The sequence below is a fragment of the Streptococcus infantis ATCC 700779 genome, assembly GCF_000187465.1.
GTDB lineage: Bacteria > Bacillota > Bacilli > Lactobacillales > Streptococcaceae > Streptococcus > Streptococcus infantis.
In genome coordinates this window covers 1324682-1336980 of sequence record NZ_GL732439.1, presented here as the reverse complement: position 1 = coordinate 1336980, position 12299 = coordinate 1324682, and the positions used below count along the sequence as shown (strand labels likewise).

General features: G+C 39.8%; 10 protein-coding genes. 9 read left to right on the top strand and 1 reads right to left on the bottom strand.

From position 1 onward, the window contains the following. Positions 1-37: 37 nt before the first annotated feature. From HMPREF9423_RS09015 to gap, 7 genes are all read left to right on the top strand, one after another. The gene (locus HMPREF9423_RS09015) at positions 38-658 is read left to right on the top strand and encodes a hypothetical protein (RefSeq protein ID WP_006149005.1); all 621 of its coding nucleotides are present in this window, start codon (positions 38-40) and stop codon (positions 656-658) included. A 118-nt stretch (positions 659-776) separates the two neighbouring features. Further along, positions 777-2753, top strand: coding sequence for a transketolase (tkt, locus tag HMPREF9423_RS09010; RefSeq protein WP_006149004.1), 1977 nt, complete (start codon positions 777-779; stop codon positions 2751-2753). 125 nt (positions 2754-2878) lie between these two features. After that, the gene (gene yajC, locus HMPREF9423_RS09005) at positions 2879-3199 is read left to right on the top strand and encodes a preprotein translocase subunit YajC (protein WP_025170205.1); all 321 of its coding nucleotides are present in this window, start codon (positions 2879-2881) and stop codon (positions 3197-3199) included. Positions 3200-3247: 48 nt separating this feature from the next. Next, a complete protein-coding gene (locus HMPREF9423_RS09000; RefSeq protein ID WP_006149001.1) occupies positions 3248-3685 on the top strand; it encodes a low molecular weight protein-tyrosine-phosphatase in 438 nt (145 codons plus the stop codon). Next, positions 3678-4091, top strand: a complete 414-nt coding sequence (locus HMPREF9423_RS08995; protein ID WP_006155602.1) for an MORN repeat-containing protein — start codon at positions 3678-3680, stop codon at positions 4089-4091. Before HMPREF9423_RS09000 ends, HMPREF9423_RS08995 begins: the two co-directional genes overlap by 8 nt. 299 nt (positions 4092-4390) lie before the next feature. Then, a complete protein-coding gene (gene adhE, locus HMPREF9423_RS08990) occupies positions 4391-7042 on the top strand; it encodes a bifunctional acetaldehyde-CoA/alcohol dehydrogenase (RefSeq protein ID WP_025170204.1) in 2652 nt (883 codons plus the stop codon). A gap of 308 nt (positions 7043-7350) precedes the next feature. Further along, a complete protein-coding gene (gene gap / locus HMPREF9423_RS08985; RefSeq protein ID WP_004251141.1) occupies positions 7351-8361 on the top strand; it encodes a type I glyceraldehyde-3-phosphate dehydrogenase in 1011 nt (336 codons plus the stop codon). 66 nt (positions 8362-8427) lie between these two features. On the opposite strand, the gene HMPREF9423_RS08980 is transcribed toward gap, so the two are convergent. Next, a complete protein-coding gene (locus HMPREF9423_RS08980; protein ID WP_006148996.1) occupies positions 8428-9303 on the bottom strand; it encodes an RluA family pseudouridine synthase in 876 nt (291 codons plus the stop codon). Positions 9304-9391: 88 nt separating this feature from the next. Here HMPREF9423_RS08980 and pbp2a point away from each other — a divergent pair, with 88 nt between their 5' ends. Beyond that, positions 9392-11617 (top strand): penicillin-binding protein PBP2A, encoded by a 2226-nt coding sequence (pbp2a, locus tag HMPREF9423_RS08975; protein WP_006148995.1) that lies wholly within the window; start codon positions 9392-9394, stop codon positions 11615-11617. A 184-nt stretch (positions 11618-11801) separates the two neighbouring features. Then, on the top strand, positions 11802-12281 hold the full coding sequence (locus HMPREF9423_RS08970; RefSeq protein ID WP_006148994.1) for a sigma factor: 480 nt from the start codon (positions 11802-11804) through the stop codon (positions 12279-12281). The last annotated feature ends 18 nt before the right edge of the window (positions 12282-12299 follow it).

Here is a 12299-nt window from a genome sequence, read left to right as displayed (position 1 = left end):
GGAAAACCTGATTTTTTCTAACTAAAGAAGGAATCAAATGAAAGAATTCAAGGACTATCTTGCTTATCAAGGAGAACAGTACCGGAATCCTGACAAAGCAGGAGCTGAAAAGGATAAAATGCTAGACCTGCGTCAAAAAGGGCAGGAAGCGCGAAAGGCATTTACTCACCTAGCGGAATGTTTTCAAGCTAGGCATTCCGATTGGAATTTACACCCAACCAGTCAATGGATGAATCAAGCGCAGAGATTACGACCACATTTCTGGGTTTATTTACAGAGAGAGGGGCATGTAACAGAGCCCATGATGGCTCTTCGTTTATATGGAAATCAAAATAATTGGGGAATCTCTATAGAAGTCAGCTTTATAGAGAGAAAGAAAGATGAGGCTACCTTGTCAAAGCAGGCTAAAATATTGGATGTCCCAGTGGTTGATGGAATCTATTATTGGGTTCAGAAAAACGATGAAAGCTATAGAGTACAAGCTACTGAGGAGAATAGACAACTTTTAAGACAACAATTATCCAATCAGGAGATTCGTAAGGTTTTAGTAAAAGTTGATATTCCAGTAGCCGATGAAGATACTATAGATAAGGTTCTAGATAAACTTGATAGAGGTTTTGAAAAACTATCACCTTACTATCAAGTAACTAGAGATTAGTATAATCGGCTGAGTCATTTTATAGTAAATTGTTTTATTGCTATTCTATCTATTTTTTCATATAATAGTAGAATAGGATGCGTGGTATACTTATCACCTCAAAGAGAAAGGAAATTCTATGTCAAATCTATCTGTTAATGCTATTCGTTTCTTGGGTATTGATGCTATTAATAAAGCTAATTCAGGTCACCCAGGGGTGGTAATGGGTGCAGCACCGATGGCTTACAGCCTTTTCACTAAAGAACTTCGTATCAATCCAGCTCAACCAAACTGGATCAACCGCGACCGTTTTATTCTTTCAGCGGGTCACGGATCAATGCTTCTCTATGCCCTTCTTCACCTTTCTGGATTTGAAGATGTGGGCATGGATGAAGTGAAGAGCTTCCGTCAATGGGGTTCTAAAACTCCAGGTCACCCAGAATTTGGTCATACAGCAGGGGTTGATGCAACAACAGGTCCTCTAGGACAAGGGATTGCGACTGCGACAGGTTTTGCACAAGCAGAACGTTTCCTTGCAGCCAAGTATAACCGCGAAGGTTATAACATCTTTGATCACTATACATATGTTATCTGTGGAGATGGTGACTTGATGGAAGGTGTATCAAGTGAAGCTGCTTCTTATGCAGGTTTACAGAAACTTGACAAATTGGTTGTTCTCTATGATTCAAATGATATCAACTTGGACGGTGAGACAAAAGATTCATTCACAGAGAGTGTTCGCGATCGTTACAATGCCTACGGTTGGCATACAGCCTTGGTAGAAGATGGGACAGACTTAGAAGCTATTCAAGCAGCTATTGAAGAAGCTAAGGCTTCAGGGAAACCATCTTTAATTGAAGTGAAAACTGTTATTGGTTATGGTTCGCCAAACAAACAAGGAACTAATGCTGTACACGGTGCTCCTCTTGGTGCAGACGAAACTGCTGCAACTCGTCAAGCACTTGGTTGGGACTACGAACCATTTGAAATCCCAGCAGAAGTTTATGCTGATTTCAAAGAAAATGTTGCGGACCGAGGTGCATCAGCATATGAAGCATGGACAAAACTAGTTGCAGATTATAAAGAAGCTCACCCAGAGCTTGTTGCAGAAGTGGAAGCCATTATCGACGGACGCGATCCAGTTGAATTGACTCCAGAAGATTTCCCAGCTTTAGAAAATGGCTTCTCTCAAGCAACTCGTAACTCAAGCCAGGATGCTTTAAATATAGTGGCTGCTAAATTGCCAACCTTCCTTGGTGGATCAGCTGACCTTGCTCATTCAAATATGACTTACATCAAAACTGACGGACTTCAGGACGATGCAAATCGCTTGAACCGTAATATCCAGTTTGGTGTCCGTGAATTTGCAATGGGTACTGTCTTGAACGGAATGGCTCTTCACGGTGGACTTCGAGTTTACGGTGGAACTTTCTTCGTATTCTCAGACTACCTTAAAGCAGCAGTTCGTTTGTCAGCTCTACAAGGTCTTCCTGTAACCTATGTCTTTACTCACGATTCAATCGCAGTTGGTGAAGATGGACCAACTCATGAACCAATTGAGCACTTGGCAGGACTTCGTGCGATTCCAAATCTCAACGTTTTCCGTCCAGCAGATGCGCGTGAAACTCAAGCAGCTTGGTACCTCGCAGTGAAGAGTGAGAAAACACCAACTGCCCTTGTCTTGACTCGTCAAAACTTGACTGTTGAGGAAGGAACTGACTTTAATAAGGTTGCGAAAGGTGCTTATGTTGTCTATGAAAATGCAGCAGACTTTGACACGATTTTGATTGCAACAGGTTCAGAAGTGAACCTAGCTGTTTCAGCTGCTAAAGAATTGGCAAGTCAAGGTGGAAAAGTTCGCGTAGTTAGCATGCCATCTACGGATGTCTTTGATGCACAAGATGCCGCATACAAAGAAGAAATCCTACCAAACGCAGTTCGTCGCCGTGTGGCGGTTGAAATGGGAGCGACTCAAAACTGGTACAAATATGTTGGTCTTGATGGAGCAGTTCTCGGTATTGATACCTTTGGAGCATCTGCCCCAGCTTCAAAAGTGTTGGCAGAGTATGGATTTACAGTTGAAAACTTAGTAGAACTTGTAAACAACTTGAAATAAGAAAAATCAGAGTGAAAACTCTGATTTTTTATAACCATAAAAACAAGGCACAACCTTGTAAAAGTAGTTGAAATTTGATATAGTAGTCCTATGTAAAATACAAAGGAGAAAATACTATGGAAAATATTAGTCCAAATTTAACATTTTTAATCATGCTTGTAGGTATGTTCGCCTTGATGTTCTTTATGCAACGTTCTCAAAAGAAACAAGCGCAAAAGCGTATGGAAAGCTTGAACAAGCTTCAAAAAGGCTATGAAGTCATTACTATCGGTGGTTTATACGGTACAGTTGATGAAGTTGATACCGAAAACAGAACGATCGTACTTGATGTAGACGGAGTTTACTTGACTTTTGAACTTGGAGCTATCAAATCTGTCTTGCCACTTAAAGAGGCTGTTACGTCAGAAGGTACAGTTGTTGATGGTGAAAGCGCGATTGAAGAATAAAACGGGGTGGATCTCATACCCCTTTTTCTATGAAGATGAGGAACAATAATGAAGAAAGTTGTTTTTGTATGTCTTGGTAATATTTGCCGTAGTCCTATGGCAGAATTTGTTATGAAATCTTTAACCGATGATTATGAGATTGAAAGTAGAGCAACTTCTTCTTGGGAACATGGCAATCCAATTCACAAAGGAACTCAGAAAATTTTTAAAGCTCACGAGATTCCTTACGATTCATCAAAAACATCACAGCAAATTTCTAAGGGTGATTTTGAATATTTTGATTATGTCATTGGGATGGACGAGTCCAATCTTCTAGATTTGACTCGAATGTGTCCTCAAGACCAACAACACAAGCTAGAGGCATTTGCTTCTGAGGGTGTTCCTGATCCATGGTATACAGGTGATTTTGATGAAACTTACGATCGAGTTTTAACTGGTTGCCAAGCTTGGCTAACACGTTTAGAAAATGAGGCAAAAAATGGATAATTTAAAGAAATTCTATGATAAGTACAGTGTCTATATAACGCGTCCTCGTTTGGAAATTGTAACAGTAGTAGTCATAGCTCTTTGTGCTATATTTGTATTTGTAGGGAATATGCCTAAGCAAGGAGTTTTAAAACTGGATGGCGATTCACTTGTATATGATGGAAGTATTGTACGTGGAAAGATGAATGGCAAAGGCACAATGACCTTCTCAAATGGCGACACTTATACTGGTGAATTTAAAAATGGAGCATTTAACGGTAAAGGAACCTACCAAGCTAAAGAGGGCTGGGTTTATGAAGGTGACTTTGTTAATGGCCAAGCTGAAGGAAAAGGAAAACTGACTACAGAGCAAGAAATTGTCTATGAAGGTGACTTTAAACAAGGGCTCTTCCAACAAGCACAATAACCTCCTCTTAGAGGGGGTAATATACCGCACTTATAGAAAGCGCTTACATGGAAATTGAGACGCCTTTCAATACCTTTTTACAATGAAGTTTGTGAAAAATAAAAGTTTTATGGGATTATTCACAAAGTATAAGCTAAAAAGCGTATGGGTAGGGCTGTGCAAAATTATTTTCACAAGCGAATAAAAAAAGTTTGTGAAATTTCTATGAAACTGTTTACAAATCTTGAAAAAAGAGTTATAATAAGATTGTGAAAAAATTAACAAAGGACTTACAATCCTTGAAAGCTATGGAGGAAAATATGGCTGATAAAAAAACTGTAACACCAGAGGAAAAGAAACTCGCTGCTGAAAAGCATGTCGATGGTTTGGTGCAAAAAGCTTTAGTTGCCCTTGAAGAAATGCGTAAACTTGACCAAGATCAAGTCGATTATATTGTAGCAAAAGCTTCAGTTGCAGCACTTGATGCTCACGGAGAATTGGCTTTACATGCCTTTGAAGAAACAGGACGCGGAGTATTTGAAGATAAAGCGACTAAGAACTTGTTTGCCTGTGAGCACGTAGTAAACAACATGCGCCACACTAAAACAGTTGGTGTTATTGAAGAAGACGATGTGACAGGATTGACTCTTATCGCTGAACCAGTTGGTGTTGTTTGCGGTATCACTCCAACAACTAACCCAACTTCAACAGCAATCTTTAAAGCGTTGATTTCATTGAAGACTCGTAATCCTATTGTCTTTGCATTCCACCCATCAGCTCAAGAATCATCAGCTCACGCTGCTCAAATCGTGCGTGATGCAGCGATTAAAGCAGGAGCTCCTGAAAACTGTGTACAGTGGATTACTGAACCATCTATGGAAGCAACTAGCGCATTGATGAACCACGAAGGTGTTGCAACAATCCTTGCAACAGGTGGGAATGCCATGGTTAAAGCTGCATACTCATGTGGTAAACCAGCTCTTGGGGTAGGTGCCGGAAACGTTCCAGCTTATGTTGAAAAATCAGCCAACATTCGCCAAGCTGCTCACGATATCGTAATGTCTAAATCATTTGATAATGGTATGGTCTGTGCATCTGAACAAGCGGTTATTATTGATAAAGAAATTTATGATGAATTTGTAGCAGAGTTCAAATCTTACCACACTTACTTTGTAAACAAAAAAGAAAAAGCTCTTCTTGAAGAGTTCTGCTTCGGCGTGAAAGCAAACAGCAAAAACTGTGCTGGTGCAAAATTGAACGCTGACATCGTTGGTAAACCAGCAACTTGGATCGCAGAACAAGCAGGATTTACTGTTCCAGAAGGAACAAACATTCTTGCTGCAGAATGTAAAGAAGTTGGCGAAAACGAGCCGTTGACTCGTGAAAAATTATCACCAGTTATCGCAGTTTTGAAATCTGAAAGCCGTGAAGATGGTATTTCTAAAGCTCGTCAAATGGTTGAATTTAACGGTCTTGGACACTCAGCTGCCATCCATACTGCTGATGAAGAACTGACTAAAGAATTTGGTAAAGCTGTTAAAGCTATTCGTGTTATCTGTAACTCACCTTCTACTTTCGGTGGTATCGGGGATGTTTATAATGCCTTCTTGCCATCATTGACACTCGGATGTGGTTCTTACGGACGTAACTCAGTTGGGGATAACGTTAGCGCCATTAACCTCTTGAATATCAAAAAAGTCGGAAGACGGAGAAATAACATGCAATGGATGAAACTTCCTTCAAAAACATACTTTGAACGTGATTCAATTCAATACCTTCAAAAATGTCGTGACGTTGAGCGTGTCATGATCGTTACTGACCATGCTATGGTAGAGCTTGGATTCCTCGATCGTATCATCGAGCAACTTGACCTTCGTCGCAATAAGGTTGTTTACCAAATCTTTGCAGATGTAGAACCAGATCCAGATATCACTACAGTTGAACGTGGTACTGAGATTATGCGTTCCTTCAAACCAGATACAATCATCGCTCTTGGTGGTGGATCACCAATGGACGCTGCTAAAGTAATGTGGCTCTTCTACGAGCAACCAGAAGTGGACTTCCGTGACCTTGTACAAAAATTCATGGATATTCGTAAACGTGCCTTCAAATTCCCATTACTTGGTAAGAAGACTAAATTCATCGCTATCCCAACTACATCTGGTACAGGATCTGAAGTAACTCCATTTGCCGTTATCTCTGATAAAGCAAACAACCGTAAATACCCAATCGCTGACTACTCATTGACTCCAACTGTGGCAATCGTAGACCCTGCCTTGGTATTGACAGTTCCTGGATTTGTTGCTGCTGACACTGGTATGGACGTATTGACTCACGCAACTGAAGCTTACGTATCACAAATGGCTAGCGACTACACTGATGGACTTGCTCTTCAAGCAATCAAACTCGTATTTGAAAACCTTGAAAGCTCAGTTAAGAATGCAGACTTCCACTCACGTGAGAAAATGCATAACGCTTCAACTATTGCTGGTATGGCCTTTGCTAATGCCTTCCTAGGGATTTCTCACTCAATGGCTCACAAGATTGGTGCACAATTCCACACAGTTCACGGACGTACAAATGCAATCTTGCTTCCATACGTTATCCGTTACAATGGTACACGCCCAGCTAAGACAGCTACATGGCCTAAGTACAACTACTACCGTGCAGATGAGAAATATCAAGATATCGCTCGTATGCTTGGACTTCCAGCTTCTACTCCAGAAGAAGGAGTTGCATCTTATGCTAAAGCTGTTTACGAACTCGGTGAGCGCGTAGGTATCGAAATGAACTTCAAAGCACAAGGTGTTGACGAGAAAGAATGGAAAGAACATTCACGCGAATTGGCCTTCCTTGCTTATGAAGATCAATGTTCACCTGCAAACCCACGTCTTCCAATGGTTGACCATATGCAAGAAATCATCGAAGATGCTTACTATGGTTACAAAGAAAGACCAGGACGTCTTAAATAATTGATTATCAGTCAGAGGCAGGAGTAATCCTGTCTCTTTTTATAGTTTTTCAAAATAGAAGAGGTTAAAAGTTTAACAAAAAGTATAGTAAATAACTGTAAAGATGTATGTTGATAGACTTTTGACAAAGGGAATCTATATAAAATTGTGTATCTAGAAAGTAGAAAACTGAAGTGAAAATCAACGTCAGCGCTTGCAATAAAACTAAAATAGTTATATAATAGGTTTGTTGAAAGGTGATTTGTAGTGATTCAAGTTACTCTTTTCACAATAAAATTTTCATGATTTTCATAAGGAGGAAATCACTAATGGTAGTTAAAGTTGGTATTAACGGTTTCGGTCGTATCGGTCGTCTTGCTTTCCGTCGTATCCAAAACGTAGAAGGTGTTGAAGTTACTCGCATCAACGACCTTACAGATCCAGTTATGCTTGCACACTTGTTGAAATACGACACAACTCAAGGTCGTTTCGACGGTACTGTGGAAGTTAAAGAAGGTGGATTCGAAGTTAACGGTAAATTCGTTAAAGTTTCTGCTGAACGTGATCCAGAACAAATCGACTGGGCTAACGACGGTGTAGAAATCGTTCTTGAAGCGACTGGTTTCTTTGCTAAGAAAGAAGCTGCTGAAAAACACTTGCATGCAGGTGGCGCTAAGAAAGTTGTTATCACTGCTCCTGGTGGAAATGACGTTAAAACAGTTGTATTTAACACTAACCACGACGTTCTTGATGGTACTGAAACAGTTATCTCAGGTGCTTCATGTACTACAAACTGCTTGGCTCCAATGGCTAAAGCTCTTCAAGATAACTTCGGTGTTGTAGAAGGATTGATGACTACTATCCACGCTTACACTGGTGACCAAATGATCCTTGACGGACCACACCGTGGTGGTGACCTTCGTCGTGCTCGCGCTGGTGCTGCAAACATCGTTCCTAACTCAACTGGTGCTGCTAAAGCTATCGGTCTTGTAATTCCAGAATTGAATGGTAAACTTGACGGATCTGCACAACGCGTTCCAACTCCAACTGGATCAGTTACTGAATTGGTAGCTGTTCTTGAAAAGAACGTTACTGTTGATGAAGTGAACGCAGCTATGAAAGCAGCTTCAAACGAATCATACGGTTACACAGAAGATCCAATCGTATCTTCAGATATCGTAGGTATGTCATACGGTTCATTGTTTGACGCAACTCAAACTAAAGTTCTTGACGTTGACGGTAAACAATTGGTTAAAGTTGTATCATGGTACGACAACGAAATGTCTTACACTGCACAACTTGTACGTACTCTTGAATACTTCGCAAAAATTGCTAAATAATTTCTGAGTCGAAAAAGCAAGACCAATCGGTCTTGCTTTTTGTATCAATAAAAATGGATGATTTTATCATCCATTTTGTTTTAATTCTCTTTCAAATGTATCTGAGAGTGCGGTAAAGCTTAATTTATTTAAAGTCAGAGGGTGGATAAAGGATAGTTTAAATGCGTGAAGCATCAGTCTCTTGTTTTTTGAGTGTGGGTTGTAGAGAGGGTCCCCGAGGATTGGATGCCCGTGGTGAGATAGGTGGACTCGGATCTGATGAGTACGTCCTGTTTTTAATCTACACCGAACGAGACTGGTTTTATTTTGAAATTGTTTTAACCGAGTTACGTGAGTTTCGGCGTATTGACCATTTTTTTGATCCACAATTCTTTTTCTACGATCGTGACGATTGCGACCGATTTTATCTCGGTAGATTAAGTCCTTAGCCCCTAATCTTCCATCAACCAGAGCCCAGTATTCTCGAGAAATCTCTTTCTTTTCTAATAAGCGATTAAGAATAGGAAGAATGAATGGATTTTTCGCAAACAGTACGAGACCGCTTGTTTCCATATCCAAGCGATGAACAACATAGCAGGTTTGGCCGACATAGGCACTGACATGATTGAGAAGAGCTATCTCGTCTGGCTGATTTCCGTGTGTCTTCATACCCTCAGGTTTATTGACGATAATTAAATGTTGATCTTGATAGACTTCTTCGACAAGTTTAGGATTTCCCCAGAGAATTTTTTTTGTAGGATAATCCTCCTCATCGAAGATCAATTGGCACTCATCTCCAGTCTTGACCGTTTGATGCCAATGGACCTCTTCTTGATTAATGAGGATGTGTTTCTTGATTCTCAAAAAGTGCCTTATTTTTCGAGGTATTAACAGCTGTTCTTCTAGAAAATGTTTGACAGTCATTTCGGGTAGAGAGTCGGGGATTGTAAAGGTAAATTTCATACTGATATTGTAACAAAAATCAATTTATTTGGACAGGGGAACTAGCAAAATTCTTGTCTTCCTATGGGGAAGATGATAAAATATACGCATGAAATTAGATACCTTATTTGAAAAATTTCTTTCTTTATTTAAAAAAGAAGAATCTGAAATTGAAAAAACAGAAATGAATGGAATTGAACAAGAAGAAAGTGTGTCGAGCAATTTACGGCGTTCAAGAGCAGGACGAAAGAAAGCGGGGGCAATTGGCCCTGTTCGAAAATTTTGGCGTCGCTATCACCTGACAAAAATCTTTTTGATTCTTGGGCTTAGTGCCAGCTTGTTTGTTGGGGTCTATTTGTTTGCTCTAGCAAAATCGACAAATGTTACCGACTTACAAAACGCTTTAAAAACTCGCACTCTGATTTTTGACAGAGAGGAAAAAGAAGCAGGCGCCTTGTCAGGTCAAAAAGGCACCTATGTCGAACTTTCGGACATCAGTGAAGACTTACAAAATGCCGTCATTGCTACAGAAGATAGAAGTTTCTACAAGAACGATGGTATTAACTATGCTCGTTTTTTCCTAGCGATAGTGACGGCTGGACGCTCAGGTGGTGGTTCTACAATTACTCAGCAGTTGGCGAAAAATGCCTATCTTTCTCAAGATCAGACTGTACAGAGAAAGGCGAAAGAATTCTTTTTAGCTTTGGAACTAACAAAAAAATATAGTAAGAAAGAAATTCTGACTATGTACTTGAACAATGCCTACTTCGGAAATGGAGTTTGGGGTGTTGAAGATGCAAGTAAAAAATACTTTGGGGTCTCAGCTTCTCAACTGACACTTGATGAAGCTGCAACTTTAGCTGGAATGCTCAAAGGACCAGAATTGTATAACCCTTTGAATTCTATTGAAGATTCTACTAATCGTAGAGACACCGTTCTCCAAAACATGGTCGCTGCTGGCTATATTGATAAAGACAAAGAAGCGGAAGCTTCGGGTGTTGATATGGCCTCTCAACTGCAAGATGCTTATGAAGGTAAAGTTTCAGACTACCGATATCCATCCTATTTTGATGCTGTTGTTAATGAAGCAATTGAAAAGTATAATTTAACTGAAGAAGAAATTGTGAACAACGGCTATCGTATATACACGGAATTAGATCAGAATTACCAGGCTAATATGCAGGTCATTTATGAAAATACAGCTCTCTTTCCAACCGCAGAAGATGGAACTCATGCTGAGTCGGGCAGTGTTGCTCTAGAGCCAAAAACAGGAGGAGTTCGAGGAGTTGTTGGTCGTGTAGCAGGAGATGATAAAGCCGGTTTCCGAAATTTCAACTATGCAACTCAATCAAAAAGAAGCCCAGGTTCAACTATTAAGCCCTTAGTTGTCTATACCCCAGCAGTCGAAGCTGGTTGGCCTCTAAATAAAGAGTTGGACAATCATACTATGGAGTATGGTGATTACAAGGTAGATAACTACGCAGGAATTAAAACATCTCCAGAAGTTCCAATGTACCAAGCTTTAGCTGAATCCCTAAACCTTCCTGCAGTAGCCACGGTTAAGGAACTTGGTATTGACAAGGCTTTTGAATCAGGCGAAAGATTCGGGCTTAACTTAACCAATGTAGATCGTGTGTTGGGTGTTGCACTGGGCGGTGGTGTGGAAACTAGTCCACTGCAAATGGCGCAAGCTTATGCAGCATTTGCGAACGAAGGTTTGATGCCTGAAGCACATTTCATTACACGTATTGAAAATGCAAGTGGTCAAGTCATTGCTACCCATAAGAATTCTCAAAAACGAGTGATAGATAAATCCGTAGCGGATAAAATGACTAGCCTGATGCTAGGGACATTCACAAACGGTACAGGGATAAGTTCATCACCAGATGGTTATGTTATGGCCGGGAAAACAGGTACAACAGAAGCAGCCTTCAACCCGGTGTATACGAGTGACCAGTGGGTTATCGGCTATACGCCAGATGTAGTCATTAGTCACTGGCTTGGTTTCCCAACAACCGATGAAAATCATTATCTAGCAGGTTCGACATCAAATGGCGCCGCTCATATTTTTAGAAGTATGGCAGAAACAATTCTTCCTTATACACCAGGAAGTACATTTACAGTCGAAAATGCCTATAAAATAAATGGAATTGCTCCTAAAAATGTTCCGAATCAGTCAACTGTCAATGGTGGAGGGCAGTCAAATGACTCTATAAATGACATTCAAAGTCGAGCTCAGAACCTTATTGATGAGGCAGAAAAAGCTATTTCAGATGCAAAAATTAAAGAAAAAGCAAAAACCGTCTGGGATACAATTGTAGATTTGTTCCAATAAATTGTTTAAAAGACAAGAGCATAACTCTTGTCTCTTTTTATATCCTAAAAAGTCTAAAAAGATATCCTAACAAAGTAACAAACATTCAAAAAAATAAAATCAGGCAAGATAAATAACAAAATAGAAGAAATGTCATAATTCGTCTCTACCTCTGCTATACTAATGGCAGAAAAGGAGAACAACTATGTTAGACATGAATTACCACGAAGTAAAAGCTATTGTACATAAGTGTAGAAAAGAATACTACCTTCATTTATGGGAAAAAGAAGATTGGGATCAAGAAGGAATGATTTGCCTACATGAATTATTAGAAAATCACCCTGATTTTAAGGAAAATAAAAATAAGGAATTTTATACCTACTTCAAAACAAAGTTTCGAAATCGAATTTTGGATGCAGTCAGGAAACAAGAAAGTTACAAAAGAAGATTGGATCGACAAGCTTATGAAGAAGTGAGCGAGATTAGCCATCGATTAGGAGAAGGGGGCCTATTGCTAGATGAGTCTTACGCATTACAAGAAGTGCTTAAAGAGTATCGAGCAGGATTAGGGAAAGAAAAATTGGAGTTATTTGAACGACTGTTAGCTGATGAGCGATTCAAAGGAAGAAAAGCAATGTTGAAAGAACTAAAGCAGGTGCTAAGAGATTTTTCTCCAAAAAGATAAAAAAATAAATCCAATATC